The sequence below is a fragment of the Pseudomonas sp. F-14 TE3482 genome, assembly GCF_053629455.1.
Map to the genome: position 1 here is coordinate 3,721,621 of NZ_JBRJII010000001.1, position 22,363 is coordinate 3,743,983.

Consider the following 22,363-nt stretch of genomic DNA (forward strand, 5'->3'; position numbering starts at 1 on the left):
CGTTCGGCTGCGAAGCAGTCGTAAATCCAGGTAACTCGGTCCCTCTGGAAGATTGCTGGGGCCCGCTGCGCGAGCCAACGGGAGCAAGCTCCCTCGCCACAGGGAGATTTGCCAGCCGTTGTCACAACACCAAATGCGGCAACCACAGCGAAATGGCGGGAATGTAGGTCACGGCCATCAGCACCAGGAACAGCACGCCATAGAACGGCAGCAGCGCTTTCACAGTGCTTTCGATGCTGACCTTGCCCACCGCCGAGCCGACAAACAGCACCGCGCCCACTGGCGGCGTGATCAATCCGATCCCCAGGTTCACCAGCATGATCATGCCGAACTGCACCGGGTCCACGCCAATGCCCAGAATCACCGGCATCAGAATCGGCGTGAGGATCAGGATCAGCGGCGCCATGTCCATCACCGTGCCGAGCAACAGCAGCATCACGTTGATGCACATCAGGATCACGTAACGGTTGTCCGACAGGGTCAGGAACATCGTGGTGATCTTCGCCGGGATCTGCATCAGCGTCATGATGTAGCCGAAGCTGGCGGCGAAGCCGATCAGGATCATCACGATCGAGATCGTGCGCACCGTGCGGTGCATCAGCTTGGGCAGCTCACGCCATTTGTAGTCGCGGTAAATGAACATGGTGACGAAGAACGACCACAGCACCGCGATCGCCGCCGATTCGGTGGCGGTGAAGATGCCCGAGAGAATCCCGCCGAGAATGATGACCATCGCCATCATGCCCCACATCGCTTCACCGCAGATTTTCAGCGCCTGCTTGAGGGGAATGACTTCGCCCTTGGGATAATTGCGCTTTCTGGCGAAGATCAGGCACAGCACCATCAGGCACGCGCTCATCAGCAGGCCCGGCACCACGCCGGCCATGAACAGCGAAGCGATCGAAACGGTCCCCCCGGCAGCCAGCGAGTACAGCACTGAGTTATGGCTGGGTGGCGTCAACAGGGCTTGTACTGAACCGCTGACTGTCACGGCGGTGGAGAAATCCCGCGGATAGCCGCGACGCTCCATCTCCGGAATCAGCACCGAACCGACCGACGCCGTGTCTGCCACTGAAGACCCGGAAATCGCGCCAAAGAAGGTCGAGGCCATGATGTTCACCAGCGACAAGCCGCCGCGCACGAACCCCACCAGCACCCCGGCAAAAGCCACCAGCCTGCGGGACATGCCGCCCTCGGCCATGATCGCGCCGGCGAGGACGAAGAACGGAATCGCCAGCAACGAGAATTTGTTCACACCGCCCGCGACCTGAATCATCAACGCCTGGAACGGGATGTCGATCCACCACGCACCGATCAGGGCAGAAAGCCCCAGGGCATACGCGACCGGCATGCCGATCAGGATCAAAGCGATAAAGCTGCCGAGCAGAATCAGAGCGTCCATTTAGGCGGCACCTTCGCTTTCTTCAACCAGGTCGAAACGCACGACCCGACGGTTGCTCTGGTCACCGAGCAAGAGTTTTTCCAGCACGAAAATCAGCGTCAGCACACCGCCTACGGGGATCGGCATGTAGGTGATGCCCACGCGCAGGGTAGGCAAGGCGCTCATGAACTGGTTCCAGGTGGACATGCAGAGCTTGGTGCCCCAGATGGCCATGAACAGGCAAATGGTCGCCATCAGCAGTTGCGAAATAATGCTCATGGTCTTGCGCAGTTCGGGGGGCATGCGGTCGGTGAGCATGGCCACGGCCATGTGCGCACCGGCACGATAACTGGCGGCGGCGCCGATGAAGGTGAAGACCATCATCAGCAAGATTGCGGTGGGCTCCGGCCAACTGGAACCGGTGCCGAGGATGTAACGGGCGAAGACGCCCCAGGGAATGATCAGGGAAATAGCCAGGACCGACAGGCCGGCGACCCAGATGCAGGTCATGTAAATCCTGTCGTTGATGCGCAGCAGCAAATTCTTCATCGGATTTCACCGTAACCGGGCGCCGCTGACGATTCACTCGTCAACGGTGCCGGGCCTTTCATGAATGCAGGGAGGGTTACTGAACGGCTTCGATGCGCTTGATCAGGTCGGCGTAAGGCGCGCCGTATTTTTCCCGGACCGAAGCGGTGGCTTCATAGAAAGGTTTTTTGTCGACGGTGATGAACTCGACGCCGGCGGCCTTGAGTTTTTCTTCGCTGCTGGCGGACTTCGCATCCCACAGTGTGCGTTCCTGGGCCTGTGCGGCTTTGGCGGCTTTTTTCACCAACACTTGCTGGTCGGGGCTGAGTTTTTCCCAGGTGATTTTCGACATCACGATCGGCTCGGGCAGGATCAGGTGCCCGGTCAGGCTGTAGAACTTGGCGTTCTGGTAGTGGTTGTGTTCGAGCAGGGTCGGCGGGTTGTTTTCCGCGCCGTCGATCACCCCGGTCTGCAAGGCACTGAAAATCTCGCCGGTATCCATCGCGATGCCATTGCCGCCCATGGCATTGATGGTGTCGATGAACATCGGGTTGCCCTGCACGCGGATCTTCATGCCTTTGAGGTCGGCGAGGCTGCGTACCGGTTTCTTGGTGTAGATATTGCGCGTGCCGCCGTCCATCCAGGCCAGGGCGACCAGGTTGAATTCGGAGTGGGTGATCTTGTCGAGGATTTCGTCACCGACTTCACCGTCGATGACTTTGCGCATGTGCGCCTGGTCGCGGAACACGAACGGCATGTTGAACACGTTCACGTCCGGCACCACCGGCCCGACGATGCCGAGGCTGACCCGGGCCATCTGAATGGCGCCGACCTGGGCCTGTTCGATGACCTCTTTTTCCGAACCGAGCACACCGCCGGCGAACATCTTGAAAGTCAGTTTGCCGTTGCTGTCGGCCACCAGGGTTTTACCCAGTTGTTCTTCGGCGACCACGGTCGGGTAACCGGCGGGGTGAATGTCGGCGAATTTGATTTCCAGCGCCTGGGCGGCGCTGCTGAGGGTGAAGGTGAGTGCTGCAGTGATGGGAAGTGCGGCGGCGAGCAAGGTGCGTTTGAAATCCATGGGGTGTGTCTCCAGTCTTGTTGTTGTTATTCAAGGCACAGCGATGCAGCAGAGGGGTTAAAGCCATTCGTTGAACGCGGGTTCCGGCAAGCCTTTGACGCCGGGGTTGAGGGCGAACACGCCGCCGGCCAGCGACTGTTCGTCACGGTCGTCAGCGGGACGGATCGAGGTCACAAACAGCGTATCGAACTGGCTGCCACCGAAGGCGCACATGGTCGGTTTCTTCACCGGCACGGGGAGGGAGCGATCCAGTCGGCCGTCGGGGGTGAAACGGTGAATCAGCCCGGCGTCGTTAGCGCAGATCCAATAGCAACCTTCGGCGTCCACTGCCGCGCCGTCGGGGCGGCCGAGGAAGTGATGCATGTCGACGAACAGCCGGCGGTTGGACGGCGTGCCGCTGTCGATGTCGTAATCGAAGGCCCAGATCTGCTGCACATTCGGGTGCGAATCCGAGAGGTACATGGTCTTGCCGTCCGGGCTGAAGCCCAGGCCGTTGGGCACGATGAAACCGCTGAGCCGGGCGTCGAGCGGCCCGCGTTGTCCGGCACTGTAGCGATAGAGCGTGCCATCTACGGCGTTGGCGCCCATGTTCTGCACCATGCTGCCGGCCCAGAAACGGCCCTGACGATCACAGCGGCCATCGTTCAGACGCATGTCGGGGCGGGCGTGATCGACGCGGGCCAGCAGTTCGCTGTCGAGGCTGCCATCGTTGTGCGGGTGCAGGTGAAAGAATCCGCTTTCCATGCCGGCGACCCAGCCCCCCGCGCTGTGACGAGCGATACAGGCGAGCATTTGCGGGGCTTTCCAGGCATGAACGTGCCCGCTGTCGGCGTTCCAGCGCTGTAATCCTCTGGCCGGAATATCGACCCAGTACAGGGCGTTTTCCTCGGGGACCCACACCGGGCTTTCACCGACCATATTGCGGGCATCGACAATCAATTCGACTTGCATGGCAACGCATTCCCTTGGCTTTGTTATGTGGGGATTGGCGAGGGCTCAGTCGCCGAACGGCCCGGCCGCGACAAAGGCACCACCCTGATAAACCCGGGCCGGATCATCCTCGGCAGGCATTGGTTGGGCTTCGACTTTTTCGCGGAACACTTCGGAGGTGTCCTGTGGCGCAAAACCCAGGTGTGCGGCGAAACGGTTGTCCCACCAGACGTTCTTGTTGTCGGACATGCCGTACACCACGGTATGGCCGACATTCGGGGTGTACAACGCGCGTTCGAGCAGTCGGGTCATGTCGTCGAAGCTCAGCCAGGTGCTCATCATTCGGCGGTTCTGTGGTTCTGGGAACGAGGAGCCGATGCGGATGCTGACGGTTTCGATGCCATAGCGATCGAAGTAGAAACTGGCCATGTCTTCGCCATAGGACTTGGACAAGCCGTAATAGCTGTCCGGGCGGCGAGGGGAGTGGGCGTCGAGGGTTTCGTCCTGCTTGTAAAAGCCGATGACGTGGTTGGAACTGGCGAAAATCACCCGCTTCACGCCATGGCGACGGGCCGCTTCGTAGATATGGAACACGCCGCAGATGTTGGCGCCCAGGATCTCTTCGAACGGACGCTCCACCGACACGCCGCCGAAGTGCAGGATCGCGTCCACGCCTTCGACCAGTTGATGCACCGCTTGCTTGTCGGCGAGGTCGCACGGCACGACTTCTTCGCGATCATCAATGGCTGGCGCCATGTTGGCGATGTCCGACAGACGAAGGACGTTGGCGTAAGGTCGCAGGCGTTCGCGCAGGACTTTACCGAGGCCACCGGCGGCACCGGTCAGGAGCAGGCGATTGAATGGGGATGTGGTCGTCATGTAAATCCCTGAACAGAAAATTTATAGTTATTGGTTGTTGTAGGTTGTCGTATGACTTGGTGGAATATTGTTGGGCTTTCTGGTGCTTGTCAACGCGACTTTGGTTGAAATTGACGGAGGGTCATGTTCATCCGTGAGTGCACTGACCTGTGGCGAGGGAGCTTGCTCCCGCTGGGCTGCGAAGCAGCCCCCAAACCAGAAGTTCAGGAACATTCAGAGATCGGATTGGGAGCGCTTCGCACTCCAGCGGGAGCAAGCTCCCTCGCCACAGGGTTCTATGCAGCTAGCAATGTCCGCCTTACAACAACGAAATCGGGTAACTGATAAAGATCCTGTTCTCATCGAATTCATTGGTGCTGAAATCGCGGCGGATGGTCGCGTTGCGCCATTTGACGTTGAGGCTCTTCAGCGCACCGCTTTGCACGGTGTAGGCCAGTTCCGATTCGCGGCCCCATTCCTTGCCATCGGTGATCGCTCCGGTATGCACGTTATCGCCGCTGATGTAGCGGTTCATCAGCGTCAGGCCGGGGATGCCGAGGGCGACGAAGTTGTAGTCGTGGCGCACCTGCCAGGAGCGTTCCTTGGCGTTGTCATAGCTGGCGTTGTAGCTGTCGTTGGCCAGCGTGCCGCCGCTGGTGCCGTTGACGCGCATCCAGGCGCTGTCGCCGCTGAGTTTTTGCAGGCCGACATAGAAGGTATTGCCGCCGTATTTGGCCGAGAGCAGGGCGAACGCGGTTTTGTTGTCGAGGTCGCCGGCCAGCGCGCTGCCGTCTTCCTTGCCAATGAAGTAACCGAGGTTGGCACCCAGGGTCCAGTCACCCATGGGCTGGCTATGGCTCAGGTTGAAATACTGCTGCTGATAAATATCGCTGAGTTCCGCGTACCAGACGCCGACCTGAGTACGCTTTTCATTGAACGCATACTCGCCGCCGCCAAAGTTGAAGCGGTCGGAGGTGAACGCGCCTCTGCCGTTCATCGACATGTCTTCCATGCTTGCGTCATTGCGCGGGCTGTTGCCGCGGAACTGGCCGCCGTAGAGCGTCAGGCCGCTGAGTTCGGTGGAGGTGACCTGGCCGCCGCGAAAGGTTTGCGGCAGCGAGCGACCATCATCGGAGCGCAGGATCGGCAGCACCGGCATCCATTCCCCGACCTTCAATTCGGTTTTCGACACCATGGCTTTCAGCGCCACACCCAGACGGCCGAAATTGTCGGCGGGGCGGCCGTCATCATGAATCGGCAACAACTGCGTACCGCCCGTGCCCTTACCGCCGTCGAGTTTCTGCGAGTACATACCGAGCACATCCACGCCGAAACCGACGGGACCCTGAGTGAACCCGGATTTGGCGTCGAGGATGAAGTTCTGCGTCCACTCTTCAGCCTTGCCCTGGGCATTGTTCGGGTTGGTGAAGTTGCGATTGATGTAGGCATTGCGCAGATTCAACGTGGCTTTGGCGTCATCGACGAAACCTTCGGCCTGGCTGGTCAGGGGCAGGAGGAAGGCCAGGCTGCTGCAACCGATCAGGCTGAGGGTTTGGCGACGGACGAAGGTGCGGCGAGGGGTGCTGGTGAAGGAATTGCGGGCGAGTCTGCTCACGATAACGCTCCCTTATTTTTTGTTGTTTTTATTTTTTGTTATACGTCGTCGTACAACATTGGCGGCGATTATTTGCGAGGCTTTAAGAGGATGTCAATCACAAGTTATACGATGACTTCTCCATCAATGTTGACTGTCACCGAGCTGCAAGGCCACCGTACGAAGTTTCGTGTTCCCCTGTCGCCCGATCCAGAGCGGATGCTAGTCTTGACCAACGCTGTTGTCAGGGAGCCCTCATGGGCAATCACAAGATCGAGATTCGTCGCAGTAACGTCGAAAAAATTCTGCTGGGGGCCGAAAAAGTCTTCGCCGAAAAAGGTTTCGGCAGCACCGCCATGGCCGACATCGCCGCCGAAGTGCAACTGCCGCGTTCCAACCTGCATTACTACTTCAGCACCAAGAGCGAGCTGTACAGCGCGGTATTGCTGGGTTTGCTGGAGGTCTGGAAGCAGGACGCCTTGTGCTTCGAGATGTTCGATGACCCGCGTGTGGTACTCAGCAGTTACATCCGCGCCAAGATGAACCATTCCCGCAGCCGGCCGTACGGCTCGAAAGTCTGGGCCAACGAAATCATCCACGGTGCGCCGACACTGGGTGACAAACTGGACGCCAGCCTGTACGACTGGGCCAAGATGAAAGAAGCGAAAATTCGCCAGTGGGTGGAGGACAAACGCATCCTGCCGGTGGAGCCTTCCAGCCTGCTGTACATGATCTGGGCCTCGACCCAGCACTACGCCGACTTTGACCACCAGGTGAATATTCTTAATGATCACCAGCCGCTGTCGGACATGCAGTTCGAGCGGGCGGTGCAGACGGTGACGAGCGTGATATTGCGTGGGATCGGGTTGGAGCCTTGAAGTTTTCGTTGTTGCGGCTGGCCTCATCGCGGGCAAGCCCGCTCCCACAGAGTTCTCGGTGTACACGGAATTTGTATACGACATAAATCACTGTGGGAGCGGGCTTGCCCGCGATGGCGTCCGTTCAGGCGCCGCAGAGCTTAAAGGGTAACGTGATAGGGATTGCGCGGATCATGATTCCAGTCCAGAAACGGCTTGCCCGTATCCATCGGCACCATCTCGATGCAATCCTGCACCGGGCACGTGATCTGACACAGATTGCACCCCACACACTCATCATCGATCACTTCATATTTATGCGTCCCGTCCGCCTGCTTAAGGCTTGCAATCGCCTGGTGCGAGGTGTCTTCGCAAGCGATGTGGCAGCGACCGCAACCGATGCACGCCTGCTGATCAATCTTCGCAATCACCTGATAGTTGATGTCCAGGTACTTCCAGTCCGTGGTATTGCCCACCGCTCGCCCGGAAAATTCCGACACGCTGGCGTAGCCCTGACTGTCCATCCAGCGAGACAAACCGTCCTTCATCTCCTCGACAATCCGGAAACCATGCAGCATCGCCGCCGTGCATACCTGCACCGAACCGCTGCCCAGGGCAATGAATTCCGCCGCATCGCGCCAACTGCCGATGCCGCCAATACCGGAGATCGGCAGGCCTTGGGTCTGAGGATCGCGGGCGATTTCGGCGACCATGTTCAGCGCGATCGGCTTCACCGCCGAGCCGCAATAACCACCATGGGTGCTTTGGCTGCCCACGGCTGGGTTGGCGACCATGCGTTCCAGATTGACGCTGGTGATCGAGTTGATGGTGTTGATCAGCGACACCGCATCGGCCCCACCCCGGTGAGCGGCACGGGCGGCGACGCGGATGTCGGTGATGTTCGGCGTGAGCTTGACGATCACCGGCAGCGAGCAATAGGTCTTGCACCAGCGGGTGACCTGCTCGACATACTCCGGCACTTGGCCGACCGCCGCGCCCATACCCCGTTCCGGCATGCCGTGGGGGCAGCCGAAATTCAGTTCAATGCCATCGGCCCCGGTGGCTTCCACCAGCGGCAGGATGTTTTTCCATGACTCTTCGACGCAGGGCACCATCAGCGACACGATCAGTGCGCGATCCGGCCAGTCCTTTTTCACCTGGGTGATTTCCCGCAGGTTGATCTCCAGCGAACGGTCGGTGATCAGTTCAATGTTGTTAAAACCAAGCACCTCCCGATTAGCCCCGAAGTGCGCCGAGTAACGCGACGATACGTTGACCGCCGCCGGGTCCTCACCCAGGGTTTTCCAGACCACGCCGCCCCAGCCGGCCTCGAACGCGCGAACCACGTTGTAGGCTTTATCGGTCGGTGGCGCAGAGGCCAGCCAGAACGGATTGGGGGCTTTGATGCCGGCGAAGACAATCGAGAGATCGGCCATTTACGCAGCCTCCACGTTGAGCATGAGTTGAGCGTTGATGGCCTCGGCGGCCAGCTTGCCGTGCTGCACGGCCTGCACGGTGAGGTCCTGATCGAGGCTGGTGCAGTCGCCGCCGGCATACACGCAGGGGATGCTGGTGCGCAGCTGTTCGTCGACGAGGATGCGGTCGCCCTGACGCTTGAGTTCACGGGCCAGCGGATCGGCGAGGGCGCTGTTGTCGAAGGTTTGGCCGATGGCTTTGAAGATCGCGTCGGCGGCCAGTTCGAAGGTTTCGCCGGTGGTTTGCAGACGACCTTCCACCAACCGGGTGCGGGCGAAGCGCATGCCGCGCACCTGGCCCTTATCGTTGAGCAGCACCTCTTGCGGTTGCGCCCAGGTCAGCAGCCGCACCTGATTGGCCTTGGCGATGTCCTGTTCGTGACCGGTGGCGCCCATGTCCTCGACGCCGCGGCGGTACACCAGATTTACGTCGCGAGCGCCGAGACGGGCCATTTGCACGGCCATGTCGATGGCGGTGTTGCCGGCACCAAGGACAATGCAGTGCTCGGCCAGTGGCAGTTGCGTCAGGTCATCGGCCTGACGCAGTTCGCGGATGTAGTCGGTGGCGGCGAGCAGGCCGGGGGCATCCTCATGGGCTAGCCCCAGCTGTTTGCTGGCGGCCAGACCAAGGCCGAGGAACACCGCATCGAATTGCTGATGCAGTTCGCTGAGGGTCAGGTTGTCGCCGAGTTTCTGCCCGTGGCGAATCTCGATCCCGCCAATCCCCATCAGGAATTCAAGCTCCTTCTGCGCGTAATCGTCCACCAGTTTGTACTTGGCGATCCCGTATTCGTTGAGGCCGCCAGCCTTTTCCCGCGCCTCGAAAATCACCACGTCATGGCCGTGCATGGCGCTGCGGTGCGCACACGACAAACCCGCCGGGCCGGCACCGACCACGGCGATGCGCTTGCCGGTCGAGGCGGCACGCTGGAACGGGTGTTCGCTGAAATGGGCATTGTCCACGGCATAGCGTTGCAACAGGCCGATCAGCACCGGCGCGCATTCCTGGGCGTTGTTGCGCACGCAGGCCTGCTGGCAAAGAATCTCCGTCGGGCAGACCCGGGCGCAACTGCCGCCGAGGATATTCGCCGTGAGGATTTTCTGCGCGGCGCCCTGAACGTTTTCCTGATGGATATTGCGGATGAACGATGGAATGTCGATGTCGCTCGGACAGGCATTCACACACGGCGCGTCGTAGCAGTACAGGCAGCGCGAGGCTTCCAGATGGGCCTGACGGTCGTTGAGCGGTGGCGCCAGATCGGTGAACTGGCCAGCGAGGGCGGCCGCGTCCTCATGGGGATGCGGGAGGTGGTTCAAGGTCTTGATCACGGTGTTGGCCTCACGGTTATTTGAGGTGCTGCCTCTGGTGGGCATTGGTTTTTACGCATCATCCTGTGGCGAGGGAGCTTGCTCCCGCTGGGTGGCGAAGCCGCCCCGATTCCTGAGGAGCAAGCTCCCTCGCCACAGGTGGTCAGGTCAGCGTTTCACTGCCGTCGGCTTGTTCATCTCAGCCCGCTTGCTCAGCAAATCAAACACCGCCGGATACGCCGGCCGTTCGACATACCGACCGGCACCACGCTCGGCGCGCAAATCACCATCGGCCCACACCACTCGGCCCTGGCTGACGGTGTGGCTCGGCACGCCGCGCACGGTCTTGCCTTCGAAGATGTTGAAGTCGACTTGCTGGTGATGGGTCTTGGCAGAAATCGTCCGCGTACCTTCCGGATCCCAGAGCACCAGATCGGCATCGGCGCCCACACGAATCGCACCCTTGCGCGGGTAGAGGTTGAAGATCTTCGCGGTGTTGGTAGAGGTGAGGGCAACGAAGTGCTGCATCGACAAGCGACCGGTGTTCACCCCTTCATCCCAGAGCACCGCCATACGGTCTTCGATACCCGCAGTGCCGTTGGGGATCTTGCTGAAGTCGTCACGGCCGGCGGCTTTTTGTTCGGCGCAGAAGCAGCAGTGGTCGGTGGCGGTGGTGTGCAGGTTGCCCGCTTGCAGGCCATGCCAAAGCGCCTCTTGATGGCCGCGAGGACGGAAGGGCGGGCTCATCACATAACCGGCGGCGGTCTGCCAGTCCGGGTGTTGGTAAACGCTGTCGTCCAATAGCAGATGCCCGGCCAGCACTTCGCCGTAGACCGGTTGGCCCTTGGCGCGGGCGTAGGTGATTTCGTCGAGGGCTTCCTTGGTCGAGACGTGCACCAGGTACAGCGGCGTGCCGAGGGTTTCGGCAATGCGGATCGCCCGGCTCGCGGCTTCACCTTCCACCTGCGAAGGCCGCGACAGCGGATGTGCTTCCGGCCCGGTCATGCCCTGGGCCATCAATTTGCGTTGCAGGTGATAGACCAGTTCGCCGTTTTCCGCATGCACGGTCGGCACCGCGCCCAATTCCAGACACCGCTCGAAACTCGCCACCAGCGTATCGTCGGCGGCCATGATCGCGTTCTTGTAGGCCATGAAGTGCTTGAAGCTGTTGACCCCGTGGTGGCTGACCAGCTCGGCCATTTCTTCGCGGACCTGCTCGCTCCACCAGGTGATGGCGACGTGGAAACCGTAATCCGACGCCGACTTCTCCGCCCAGCCGCGCCATTGATGAAACGCCTCCATCAACGATTGCTGCGGGTTGGGAATCACGAAGTCGATGATCGAGGTGGTACCGCCGGCCAGTCCCGCCGCCGTGCCACTGAAAAAGTCTTCGCTGGCCACCGTGCCCATGAAGGGCAACTGCATATGAGTGTGCGGATCGATGCCGCCGGGCATCAGGTATTGGCCGCTGCCGTCGAGCACTTCGGCATCGACGGGAACATCGAGGTTTTCACCGATGGCTTTGATCACGCCGTCGGCGCAATAGACGTCGGCGCGATAACTTTCATCATGGGTAATAACGGTGGCGCCACGGATCAACAGAGACATTCCGAGTTCCTCGCAGGCATTGACCGACTGATGCCGGTTCTAAATGTTTTATATGAAGCAGACGCCAATCGGTGTATTCCTGTCAGCGCTGTCAAGAATAGACGCTAGCTGCAGTTTGTGGATTGAGCAAGAATATTTTTTATAAGCTTATTACTGATTTAACTCATTGAAAAATAAAGATAAAAACTGAAAATCACCAAAATGGTGAGGCCTCTCACCATTTTGACGCACTTGACAGGTTCGAAATATGGTCAAGATTTTCTATGTGAAATCAGCCGCTTGAGGATGGTCTATGGTTGATGCGCAATCTTTCAAAAAAGATCGACGCACCAGATTGAGTCCTGACTGTTCGGACAACTTGCCTGACATTCGGCCTGAGTGGCATGGCAACACACCGCGGATTCAATAGTTGGATAAATAAAGCTGATTAACATCAGTTGGTTAGCGAAATTTTATGGCACTGCCCGATGCGCTAGCGGGGCACCCGGCACGTTTATTGATGCCGCCGCTGACACCTTGGCCGGTCCATGAAAGTTGTCAGTTTCTCCGGCCATCGTCCGGCTCGCGCACCTCGCGCCAGCCCTGATGAGCAAAAATAATCAAAAGAACAGTGGAGCGGCCATGCAACAGATCAGATCGCAAGTGACCGAGCGCGACGGCTTGTTTGAGCTCGAAGCCGGCAGCGACGTGCTTGACAGTCCCCGTTACAACCACGACATGGCACCGACCAAGGTGCGCGAACGCACCTGGAACAAATGGCACATCACTGCGCTGTGGGTCGGCATGGCGATCTGCGTACCGACCTACACCCTCGGCGGCGTGCTCACCGCTTATTTCGGCCTGAGCGTCGGTGAAGCGCTGCTGGCGATTCTGTTTGCCAACATCATCGTGCTGATCCCGCTGACCCTGAACGCCTTCCCCGGCACCAAGTACGGCATTCCGTTTCCGGTGTTGCTGCGCTCGTCCTTCGGGATCCTTGGCTCCAACATTCCGTGCCTCATCCGTGCCCTGGTGGCCTGCGGCTGGTTCGGCATCCAGACGATGTTCGGCGGGCTGGCGATTCACCTGTTTCTCGGTTCGGTGTTCGATGGCTGGAAAGCCCTCGGCGGCACCGGTGAAGTGATCGGCTTCATGCTGTTCTGGGCCTTGAACCTGTGGGTGGTGATTCGCGGCGCGGACTCGATCAAATGGCTGGAAACCCTTTCGGCGCCGTTGTTGGTGCTGGTGGGTGTGGGGCTGCTGGTGTGGGCGATGCCGAACGTATCGATGACTGAATTGATGGCGATCCCGGCCAAGCGTCCGGAAGGGGCCAGTGTGGTCAGTTACTTTGCCGCCGGGCTGACCGCGATGGTCGGGTTCTGGGCCACCTTGTCGCTGAACATTCCAGACTTCAGCCGCTACGCGAAAAGCCAGAAGGATCAGATCATCGGGCAGATTATCGGCTTGCCCCTGACCATGTTCCTGTTCGCCTCCCTTGGTGTGGTGATGACAGCCGCTTCGGTAAAACTGGTGGGCGTTACTGTCTCCGATCCGGTCACTCTGATCGGCCATATCCAGAGCCCGATGTGGGTCGCCCTGGCCATGGCGCTGATCATCATCGCCACGTTGTCGACCAACACCGCGGCCAACATTGTTTCGCCAACCAACGATTTCCAGAACGTTGCGCCCAAGGTCATCAACCGCACCAAAGCGGTGATGCTCACGGGTTTGGTCGGGTTGGCGCTGATGGCTCATGAATTGTTGAAAAAACTGGGGCTGATCGTCTCGGATTTGAGCCTGGAGACGGTGTATTCCAACTGGTTGCTGGGCTATTCAAGCCTGCTGGGCCCGATCGCCGGGATCATGGTGGTGGACTATTTCCTGATCAAGAAACAGCAACTGGACCTGGCGGGCCTCTACCGTGATGACGTTTACCCGGCGTGGAACTGGTTCGGTTTTATCGCGTTCGGCGTGCCGGTGGCGTTGACGCTGCTGTCGCTGGGCAGCGATGCGTTCAGCTGGTTTTACAGCTACGGCTGGTTCACTGGCTCGGCCCTTGGTGGGCTGATTTATTACGGGTTGAGTGTGATGCGGCCGAGTCCTACTGCCGTGAAATCGGCGGTGTGAGTACTGGCCTCATCGCGGGCAAGCCCGCTCCCACAGGGATTTTCAGTGTTCACACAATCCATGTGGGAGCGGGCTTGCCCGCGATGGCGGCCTAAAGCACACCCAGGAAATACCTGAAGAAACCTATAACAACTGCCTGAGGAGATCACCATGAACGCTGCCATAGACGTTCTGCAGTCCACCCATCAGCACATCAACCGCGACCGTCTGTGGCAGTCGCTCATGGACCTCGCCAAACTCGGTGCCACGGTCAAGGGCGGCGTCTGTCGGCTGGCCCTGACCGACCTCGACCGCCAGGCCCGGGACATCTTCGTGAACTGGTGCGAGGAAGCCGGCTGCACCGTCAGCATCGACGCCGTCGGCAATATCTTCGCCCGTCGGCCCGGCCGCAATCCGAATCTGCCGCCGGTAATGACCGGCAGCCACATCGACACCCAACCCACTGGCGGCAAGTTCGACGGCTGCTTCGGCGTGCTGGCCGGGGTCGAAGTCTTGCGCACCCTCAATGACCTGGGCGTGGAAACCGAAGCGCCGCTGGAAGTGGTGGTCTGGACCAACGAAGAAGGCTCGCGCTTCGCTCCCTGCATGATGGGCTCCGGCGTGTTCGCGGAAAAATTCACCCTCGAAGAAACCCTGGCCAAGGTCGATGCCGAGGGCGTGACCGTCGGCGAAGCCCTGAACGCCATTGGCTATGCCGGACCGCGCAAGGTCAGCGGCCATGCCGTAGGCGCGTATTTCGAAGCTCACATCGAGCAAGGCCCGATTCTTGAGGATGAGCGCAAAACCATCGGTGTCGTGATGGGCGCCCTCGGGCAGAAATGGTTCGACCTGAAACTGCGCGGCGTCGAAGCCCACGCCGGTCCGACGCCGATGCACTTGCGCAAGGACGCTCTGGTCGGTGCCTCGGTAATCGTCGGCGCGGTCAATCGCGCCGCCCTCGGCCATCAACCCCACGCCTGCGGCACCGTCGGCTGCCTGCAAGCCTACCCCGGCTCGCGCAACGTGATTCCTGGCGAAGTGCGCATGACCCTGGATTTTCGTCATCTGGAGCCGGCGCGACTCGATTCAATGATCGCCGAAGTTCGCGAAGTCATCGAAACCACCTGCGAGGAACACGGCCTGACGTTCGAACTGACCCCCACCGCCGACTTCCCGCCGCTGTACTTCGACAAGGGTTGCGTCGAAGCGGTACGCGGCGCGGCGCAAGGGTTGGGTTTATCGCACATGGACATCGTCAGCGGTGCAGGGCACGACGCGATCTTCCTCGCCGAACTTGGCCCGGCCGGGATGATCTTCGTGCCCTGCGAGGGCGGCATCAGCCACAACGAAATCGAAAACGCCGCGCCGGATGACCTCGCCGCCGGGTGTGCGGTGTTGTTGCGGGCAATGCTGGCGGCTTCGGATGCGATTGCCAGTGGCAAGCAAGCGGCTTGAGGCATCGGTTGTTCGATAGCCTCATTGTGTTGGCGGGATGCTCAACGGCGGGTTTGCAACGCTTTGAACATCAGCATCCCCGCCAGCATGGCGATGACGAAAACCCAGGCCTGCCAGTGGCCCGTCGGTAGCAACACCAGCGCCGGGCCGGGACAGATGCCGGCAATGCCCCAACCGACTCCGAATAGCAGGCTGCCACCGATCAGGCGCCGATCCAGCTCACGGCTGATCGGCAACTGCATAGGCGCCCCCAACAAGGACGTTGGTTGTTTCATGGCCCAATGAAACGGCCCCCAGGCCACGGCAATGGCCCCGATCATGACCAGCGCCAGGGAGGGATCCCACACACCGGTAATGTCCAGAAAGCCCAGTACTTTGGCCGGGTTTGCCATGCCGGCCAGCAACAGGCCGATGCCAAACAGCAGGCCGGCGAGGAAAGCGGTCAGTTTGCGCATGTTCAATACCCCAGCAGATGACGCAGGACGAACACCGTCACGAAGCCGGCGAACATGAAGCTTAAGGTGGCGGCAATGGAGCGCGGTGACAGGCGCGAGATACCGCACACACCATGGCCACTGGTGCATCCGGAGCCATAACGAGTGCCGACGCCGACGCACAATCCGGCAATGATCAGACCCACGGCACCGGTTTTGAATTCGATGGCCGGCCACACATGAAACAACGCCCACAACAACGGCGCGGCCAATAGTCCGAGCAGGAATAGAGCTTTTTCGCCCCGTCCCGAATCATTACCCTCAAGCAGACCGCCTAGCAGCCCGCTGATCCCGGCAACGCGTCCGTTGGCCACTACCATGACGCTGGCGGCCAGACCGATCAGTACACCTCCGGCCAAAGCGGACCACGGGGTGAAGTGAAGCGAATCAAGCATCATGGCAACTCTCCAGACGGGCAAAGAACGGCACTAAACCACTCTTTTTTGTTTGAGCATAGGGCTGCTTTTGGGTACCCACGTCACAAAACCGAATCCTCAATCGTCATCCTGTTGAATCCCTCAAATGACGGAGCAACACGATGTCGTCCAACACCCAACCGGTCAATCTGCTGCAGTCCATTCCTCAGGTTTTCGAAAGCCTGACCCAGGTCCATGTCACCCTCGACAGTCATGACCTGGACCCGACCCTCAAACACCTGCTGCACCTGCGTGCCTCGCAGATCAACCAATGCGGTTTCTGCGTGAAGATGCACACCCGCGAGGCGCGCGAGGCCAATGAAACCAACGAGCGCCTGGACCGCCTGATCGTCTGGCGTCACGTCAGCGATTTCAGCGCCTCGGAACGCGCCGCCCTGGCCTGGACCGAAGCCCTGACCGTACTCGATGAGAAGACCGATTACGCCACCCTGCGCGGCGACTTGCGCGAGCATTTCAACGATGCTCAGATCGGTGCCTTGACGGCCGAGATCGGCATGATCAACCTGTGGAACCGTTTGCAGGTGTCGAGGCACTGATCGATGAACTTCGCTGAAGCTGAAAACGCCGCCGCTGTATTCGAGCAGCGCCGGGCCTTTTTGCTCGGTCTGGCGTATCGCATTCTCGGCTCGCGCACCGAAGCCGAAGATGTGGTGCAAGAGCTGTTCATCAAATGGCTGGAGGCCGACCGGGCCTCCATCGCCACGCCGGCCGCCTGGCTCACCACGGCCTGCACCCGGCACTGCATTGACCTGCTGCGCTCGGCGCACACGTCACGGGTCGATTACATCGGCACCTGGCTGCCGGAGCCGATTCACACTACCCACCAGCATTCACCCGAACACATGCATGAACTGGCCTCGTCTTTGTCCACCGCGTTCCTGCTCTTGCTGGAACGGCTGACCCCCAAGGAACGCGCCGCGTACCTGCTCTACGAAATTTTCGACATGGATTACGCGCAAGTGGCCGAGGCGATCGGGGTCCAGGAAGCGGCTTGCCGCAAATTGGTGTCCCGGGCCAAGGCCGGTCTGGGGAGCGGGCAAATCCGCTATCAACCCGAACCCGCGCGTCAGGACCAATTGCTGAACGCCTTCCACAGCGCCATCGCCAGCGGCTCAACCGCATCCCTGACCGCGTTGCTGGCCGAAGACGTCGAACTCTGCGCCGACGGCGGCGGCAAGGCCTCGGCCATCCGCGAAACCCTGTTCGGCATCAACAGCGTGCTGGAATTCATCGGCCAGTCGCTGCACACCTACTGGCAAACGTACGAATGGCTGCCCACGGCAATCAACGGCGCTCAAGGCGTGATCATCAAAACCGACGGCGAACTCGTCGCGTCGCTGAGTTTTGGTTTTGACGAAGCGGGGCGGGTGAACCGGATTTTCATCATGCGTAATCCGGATAAGTTGGCGGGGTTGGAAGCGGGGTTGGACGTGCGGTAATGCATCGACCCGAAAAGATCGCAGCCTGCGGCAGCTCCTACATTGACCGAGTACACCCATGATCATGCGGATGCATGCATTCCCCGTAGGCGCTGGCGAAGCCTGCGATCTTTTGATCTTGTGTTCCCGGCAGCCGCTTCATTCGCACTATCAGAGCCCCCAGCGGTCGTAATCTTCACAGGGCCGCGCGTAACGGCGCCGCCGCAATCGTGGAGATCCAATGAGCCAGGACGTCCTGACCACCGAAACCAATCGCCGCCAGTTGCAGCAGATCATCGCCGGCCTGTCCGACGGGGTGATTCTGCTGGAGCTGGACCAGACGATCCTCTGGGCCAACGACGCCGCGCTGACCATGCACGGCGTCAGTCGAATCGGTGAGCTGGGGGCCAATGCCAAGGAATACGCGAAGCGGTTTGCCTTGCGCTATCGCAACAATCACCCGGTGGCGACGGATAATTATCCGATCAGCCGCGTTGCCCGCGGCGAGATGTTCAACGATGTACTGGTTGAATTGACGCCAGTCGAAAACGACGAACGCACCTGGGTTCACAGCGTGCGCAGCATGGTGCTGGCCGACCACGCCGGCGAGCCGGAGTCGTTGGTGCTGATCATGAATGACGTCACCGAATGGGCCAGCGCCGAGCAGCGTTTCGAAAAGACCTTCAATGCCAACCCGGCCCCGGCGGTGATCTGTCGCCTCAGCGATTTGCGCTACATCAAAGTCAACCAGGGCTTCCTGGAAATGACCGGCTATGCCCGCGATCAGGTGATCGGCGCTTCGACCTATGAGCTGGATGTGCTGGAGCGCGCTGAAAACAAGGACCTGGCCAAGCAGCGTTTGCGTGACGGGGTAACTATTCCGCAGATGCAGGCCGAACTGCAATTGCCCGGCGGTGGCAGCAAACAGGTGATCGTTGCCGGGCAACCGCTGGAGCTCAACGACGAAGCTTGCATGCTGTTTTCCTTCGTCGACATGGAACTGCGGCACAAGGCTGAAATAGCCCTGCGCCAGAGTGAGGAACGGTTTGCCAAAGCCTTTCGCCTCACCCCGGTGCCGATCCTGGTGTGCAGCGCCGCCGATCAAGTGGTGATGGATGTCAACGAAGCGTTTCTCGATACCCTCGAGTGCCCGAGTGAAGAGGTGCTCGGCAAGACCGTGGCGCAACTCGGTTTCATCGATGACGCAGGCGCTCGCACGCGACTGTTTGCGGCCCTGGAGAAAACCGGGAGTGTGGACCGCATCGATGTCAGGGTACGCCGCAAGGATGCCGGGCTGATCGATTGCGCCGTCTCGGCGGACACCGTGAACATTCAGGGGGGCACTTGCTACCTGCTGGTGTTGATGGACATTACGGAGCGCAAACGCACCGAGCTGGAACTGGTGTCAGCCATTGAAGAGGTGATGAAAGATGCCTCCTGGTTCAGCCGCACGCTGATCGAAAAACTCGCCAACGTGAAGAACGTCAATTCACCGCAGTTGCCCACTGTGTCGTTCACCGAACTGACCGCGCGAGAGCGCGATGTGCTCGGCTTGATCTGTGAAGGCCTGGCCGACAAGGAAATCGCCGCACGCCTGAAACTGGCGCCTAATACGGTGCGCAATCATGTTTCGACGGTGTATTCCAAACTCGACGTGCACAGCCGCAGCGAGGCGATTGTATGGGCTCGCGAACGGGGTCTGTTCTCCAGCGAGAGGCGGCCCAAGGGGCAACGTTAAGATGCAAATGCACTAGTTGGGATGGTGCAATTTGATGTTCTGCTCAGGGGCTGGTTTTTCTAGGCTGTGAGGGTGCGATACGTGGCTTCGAGTCGGTATCGCGTCCTTTTCGAAGCAGCTAAAGGAACAGCCACATGGGTGCGAACAGTTCAAGCGTGGAGTCGATTTCAGGTCGTCGCCAAGGTGAATCGGGATGAATCATCTGGCGCAATTGCGTATGCAACTGGAGCGGAGTTTTTCGCCGTTGGCCTGTGAGTGCGCGCTCACCGGGGATAATTCGTTGACGGTGAAGCTTTATCATCCGGCGACGGGGCAGGTGGATCTGGTGGTCAGCGGGTTGAGCATGGCGAATCTCAGGACGCCGGAGGCGTTGACGGCGCTGATTGAAGAGTTGCGGTACGAGCTTGAGAGCATTGGTCTGCATCGGTCCAGTGCATTGTAGGCGCTGACTTGTTTTCCGCTGCTTATGGTTTCGCCAACCGTAGTCTATCCGCTGTTTTTCTGGCATTGGCGGGTGGCTGGGCTATAAGGAATGCGAGGTATTTCTTTTCTGTGACGGGGCCGCAGGTAGGCGGTGTGGTTTTTGTGTCGCGGAAAATGTCGATTACTTACCGCGGGTCAACCTATGAACAGTCTTGGTATACGTATTTTTTCGCCACTGTCGCTCGTACTCTGCGCGGCGATTCTGGGTGGATGTGCCAGTCCGCCACCTCCACCACCCGCTGCGCCGCCACCACCACCGGTTCGTACCTGTCAGACCTCCGAAAACACCGATGTGCAGGGTGATATGAGGGCAGAAGGGCAGGTGACGCGGACCACGACCCTGACCCGTTGCGTCACTCAGTAAGTTTGCTCCGGTTAATGGCGTTTACCGCCAGTGGCCCTCTGCGACTGGCGGGTGTCGCCCGAGCGGCGATTCAGACTTCCTCGATCCTGACCCAACGCGACTCGTGTGCCGCCAAACGAATCGCTGTCGCCAGGCGTTCGACTTCCCACGCTTGCTCGAAATCTGTCCCGTCCTGACCGAGGCCGGCCAGCGCCATCACCAACTCATGCACTTCCAGAGTCTTGAGTTCGTTGTAACCCAACTGATGCCCCGGTGCCGGGCTGAAAGCGGCATAACCCGGTAAATCCGGCCCTGCCAGCAGCCGTTGAAAACCGCCTTGCCCTGCGCGAAACATCCGCAGTTCATTCAAGCGCTCCTGATCGAACGCCAGGGTGCCCCGGGTGCCGCTGATTTCAAAACTCAGATGATTCTTGTAACCGTGTTTGAGCCAGCTGCTGCTGAACGTCCCGCGCGCGCCGTTGGCGAACCGCAGCAACGCGTGGACCTGATCGTCGACCGCGACGTCGCGCCGTTCCTGACCGCCCAACGTAACGGGGCGTTGCGCATGAACGGTCTGGGTATCCGCGCACACCGCCTGAATATCGCCAAGCAGATGACGGGCCATGGCCAGCAAATGACTGCCAAGGTCCGCCAAGGCACCGCCGGCGTAATCGGCGTCACAGCGCCAGGACCAGGGTGAAACGGGATCGGCCATGAAGTCTTCGCTGAATTCGCCCTGGAAACTGATGATCTGTCCCAACGCTCCGCTTTGAATCAAATCGCGAGCCAGGCCGATGATCGGATTGTGCTGGTAGTTGTAGCCGACCCGCGTCACCACGCCCGCAGCTTTAGCGGCCAGACGCATGGCGCTAGCCTGTTCGAGGTTCACCGCCAGCGGCTTCTCGCAATACACCGGCTTGCCGGCGGCGAGGGCGGCCATGGCCATGGGGTAGTGCAGATGATTGGGGGTGGTGATGGCGATCAGATTGACCTTGGGGTCGTTGATCAGCTGTTGCCAGTCACTGTGAGCGGCATCGAAGCCCCACGCGTCGGCGCAATGTCGGGCGCGCTGCGGATCGGCGTCGGCGAGGGCGGCGAGTTTGAGCTTCAGCGGCAATTCAAAAACGGCGCTGACGTTGCGAAAGGCCAAGGCGTGGGCGCGGCCCATGAAACCTGTGCCGATGAGTCCGATACCGAGTTCGCGCATAGCCGGGGTCCTTTGGGTTTTTATTTTCAGGAGGGCTATTTATGGAATAAATATTCCCAATATGCAAATGGTGGAATAAATATTCTTATATTGGATCCGATACTGCCTGTGGAAACATACCAATCCCTCTGTAGGAGCTGCCGAAGGCTGCGATCTTTTGATCTTTAACGATTCAACTAACGCCATAGATCAAAAGATCGCAGCCTTCGGCAGCTCCTACACGGGGTGGTGTGCTCACGTGAGAAGCAAAAAAGGCAGCCATTTGGCTGCCTTCGGTTTATTCGCAGAACCCAATCAGGACAAGAACCCACCATCCACATTCAACGAAACCCCAGTCGTGTAGCTCGACGCATCACTGGCCAGGTACAACACCGCACCGGCCATCTCACTCGGGTCGGCTACACGCTTGAGCGGAATCTGCTGCAGCGCGGTTTTCAGGATGGCGTCGTTCTTTACCAGCGCCGAAGCGAACTTGGTGTCGGTCAGACCCGGCAGCAGGGCGTTGCAACGAATGCCGAATTGCGCGCATTCCTTGGCGAAGACTTTGGTCATGTTGATCACCGCTGCCTTGGTCACCGAGTAGATGCCCTGGAAGATCCCCGGCGAAATACCATTGATTGAGGCGACGTTGATGATGCTGCCGCCGCCGTGTTCGCGCATCAGCTTGCCGGCTTCCACCGACATGAAGAAGTAGCCGCGAATGTTCACGTCGACGGTTTTCTGGAAGGCGCTCAGGTCGGTGTCCAGTACGTTGCAGAACTGCGGGTTGGTCGCCGCGTTATTGACCAGAATGTCCAGGCGCCCGAACTGTTCGCGGATGCCGGCGAAGACCTGGGTGATCTGCTCCATTTCACCGATGTGGCAGGCGACTGCGGTGGCTTTGCCGCCAGCGGCGATGATCGCGTCGGCAACGTGCTGGCAACCGTCGAGTTTGCGGCTCGAAACGATGACGTGGGCGCCTTGTTGCGCCAGCAGTTTGGCGATGGCTTCACCAATGCCGCGGCTGGCGCCGGAGACGAAAGCGATCTTGCCGTCGAGGTCGAACAACTGAGTCTTGGACATGATTTTTCCTTGTTATGGGCG

Annotated in this window: 20 protein-coding genes; 7 read left to right on the forward strand and 13 right to left on the reverse strand. The window is 59.8% G+C overall.

From position 1 onward, the window contains the following. Positions 1-121: 121 nt before the first annotated feature. From AB7M26_RS16840 to AB7M26_RS16865, 6 genes are all read right to left on the reverse strand, one after another. Positions 122-1,402: a TRAP transporter large permease gene (locus tag AB7M26_RS16840; protein ID WP_123495198.1), complete on the reverse strand. Its 1,281-nt coding sequence runs from the start codon at positions 1,400-1,402 to the stop codon at positions 122-124. Beyond that, a complete protein-coding gene (locus AB7M26_RS16845; RefSeq protein ID WP_123495195.1) occupies positions 1,403-1,930 on the reverse strand; it encodes a TRAP transporter small permease in 528 nt (175 codons plus the stop codon). Positions 1,931-2,006: 76 nt separating this feature from the next. After that, a complete protein-coding gene (locus AB7M26_RS16850) occupies positions 2,007-2,990 on the reverse strand; it encodes a TRAP transporter substrate-binding protein (RefSeq protein ID WP_007899503.1) in 984 nt (327 codons plus the stop codon). A 57-nt stretch (positions 2,991-3,047) separates the two neighbouring features. Further along, positions 3,048-3,941 (reverse strand): SMP-30/gluconolactonase/LRE family protein, encoded by an 894-nt coding sequence (locus AB7M26_RS16855; protein ID WP_123495193.1) that lies wholly within the window; start codon positions 3,939-3,941, stop codon positions 3,048-3,050. A 45-nt stretch (positions 3,942-3,986) separates the two neighbouring features. Beyond that, the gene (locus AB7M26_RS16860; RefSeq protein ID WP_123495191.1) at positions 3,987-4,799 is read right to left on the reverse strand and encodes an NAD-dependent epimerase/dehydratase family protein; all 813 of its coding nucleotides are present in this window, start codon (positions 4,797-4,799) and stop codon (positions 3,987-3,989) included. A gap of 298 nt (positions 4,800-5,097) precedes the next feature. After that, positions 5,098-6,393: an OprD family porin gene (locus tag AB7M26_RS16865; RefSeq protein WP_123495189.1), complete on the reverse strand. Its 1,296-nt coding sequence runs from the start codon at positions 6,391-6,393 to the stop codon at positions 5,098-5,100. A 236-nt stretch (positions 6,394-6,629) separates the two neighbouring features. On the opposite strand from AB7M26_RS16865, the gene AB7M26_RS16870 reads away from it, so the two are divergent. Continuing rightward, on the forward strand, positions 6,630-7,250 hold the full coding sequence (locus AB7M26_RS16870) for a TetR/AcrR family transcriptional regulator (RefSeq protein ID WP_123495187.1): 621 nt from the start codon (positions 6,630-6,632) through the stop codon (positions 7,248-7,250). Between the two features lie 140 nt (positions 7,251-7,390). Here the strand turns inward: AB7M26_RS16870 and preA are convergent, their stop codons facing one another. The 3 genes from preA to hydA form a co-directional block, all read right to left on the reverse strand. Continuing rightward, positions 7,391-8,665 (reverse strand): NAD-dependent dihydropyrimidine dehydrogenase subunit PreA, encoded by a 1,275-nt coding sequence (gene preA, locus AB7M26_RS16875; protein WP_123495185.1) that lies wholly within the window; start codon positions 8,663-8,665, stop codon positions 7,391-7,393. Next, complete coding sequence (locus AB7M26_RS16880) at positions 8,666-10,033, reverse strand: NAD(P)-dependent oxidoreductase (RefSeq protein WP_123495419.1); 1,368 nt, start codon at positions 10,031-10,033, stop codon at positions 8,666-8,668. It abuts the gene before it with no gap. A 147-nt stretch (positions 10,034-10,180) separates the two neighbouring features. Further along, positions 10,181-11,620 carry a dihydropyrimidinase gene (gene hydA / locus AB7M26_RS16885; protein WP_123495183.1) on the reverse strand — a complete coding sequence of 480 codons (1,440 nt, stop codon included), beginning with the start codon at positions 11,618-11,620 and terminating at the stop codon, positions 10,181-10,183. A 621-nt stretch (positions 11,621-12,241) separates the two neighbouring features. Here hydA and AB7M26_RS16890 point away from each other — a divergent pair. Then, positions 12,242-13,726, forward strand: a complete 1,485-nt coding sequence (locus tag AB7M26_RS16890) for an NCS1 family nucleobase:cation symporter-1 (RefSeq protein ID WP_123495180.1) — start codon at positions 12,242-12,244, stop codon at positions 13,724-13,726. Positions 13,727-13,876: 150 nt separating this feature from the next. After that, positions 13,877-15,160, forward strand: a complete 1,284-nt coding sequence (locus tag AB7M26_RS16895; RefSeq protein ID WP_123495179.1) for a Zn-dependent hydrolase — start codon at positions 13,877-13,879, stop codon at positions 15,158-15,160. 41 nt (positions 15,161-15,201) lie between these two features. Here the strand turns inward: AB7M26_RS16895 and AB7M26_RS16900 are convergent, their stop codons facing one another. Further along, positions 15,202-15,615, reverse strand: coding sequence for a DUF6691 family protein (locus AB7M26_RS16900; protein ID WP_052964169.1), 414 nt, complete (start codon positions 15,613-15,615; stop codon positions 15,202-15,204). A gap of 2 nt (positions 15,616-15,617) precedes the next feature. Beyond that, a complete protein-coding gene (locus AB7M26_RS16905; RefSeq protein ID WP_123495177.1) occupies positions 15,618-16,052 on the reverse strand; it encodes a YeeE/YedE family protein in 435 nt (144 codons plus the stop codon). A 140-nt stretch (positions 16,053-16,192) separates the two neighbouring features. Here AB7M26_RS16905 and AB7M26_RS16910 point away from each other — a divergent pair, with 140 nt between their 5' ends. From AB7M26_RS16910 to AB7M26_RS16925, 4 genes are all read left to right on the forward strand, one after another. Beyond that, positions 16,193-16,627 (forward strand): carboxymuconolactone decarboxylase family protein, encoded by a 435-nt coding sequence (locus AB7M26_RS16910; RefSeq protein WP_123495176.1) that lies wholly within the window; start codon positions 16,193-16,195, stop codon positions 16,625-16,627. A gap of 3 nt (positions 16,628-16,630) precedes the next feature. Then, positions 16,631-17,530 carry an RNA polymerase sigma factor SigJ gene (gene sigJ / locus AB7M26_RS16915; protein ID WP_123495174.1) on the forward strand — a complete coding sequence of 300 codons (900 nt, stop codon included), beginning with the start codon at positions 16,631-16,633 and terminating at the stop codon, positions 17,528-17,530. A gap of 220 nt (positions 17,531-17,750) precedes the next feature. Continuing rightward, positions 17,751-19,247, forward strand: coding sequence for a helix-turn-helix transcriptional regulator (locus AB7M26_RS16920; RefSeq protein ID WP_123495172.1), 1,497 nt, complete (start codon positions 17,751-17,753; stop codon positions 19,245-19,247). A gap of 193 nt (positions 19,248-19,440) precedes the next feature. Then, entirely contained in the window at positions 19,441-19,689 is a 249-nt protein-coding gene (locus AB7M26_RS16925; protein ID WP_123495170.1) for a DUF1652 domain-containing protein, read from the forward strand. 475 nt (positions 19,690-20,164) lie between these two features. On the opposite strand, the gene AB7M26_RS16930 is transcribed toward AB7M26_RS16925, so the two are convergent. Together AB7M26_RS16930 and AB7M26_RS16935 are read right to left on the reverse strand one after the other, a co-directional pair. Continuing rightward, on the reverse strand, positions 20,165-21,280 hold the full coding sequence (locus AB7M26_RS16930) for a Gfo/Idh/MocA family protein (RefSeq protein WP_123495168.1): 1,116 nt from the start codon (positions 21,278-21,280) through the stop codon (positions 20,165-20,167). A gap of 294 nt (positions 21,281-21,574) precedes the next feature. After that, on the reverse strand, positions 21,575-22,342 hold the full coding sequence (locus tag AB7M26_RS16935) for an SDR family oxidoreductase (RefSeq protein WP_008009686.1): 768 nt from the start codon (positions 22,340-22,342) through the stop codon (positions 21,575-21,577). Positions 22,343-22,363 lie beyond the last annotated feature (21 nt).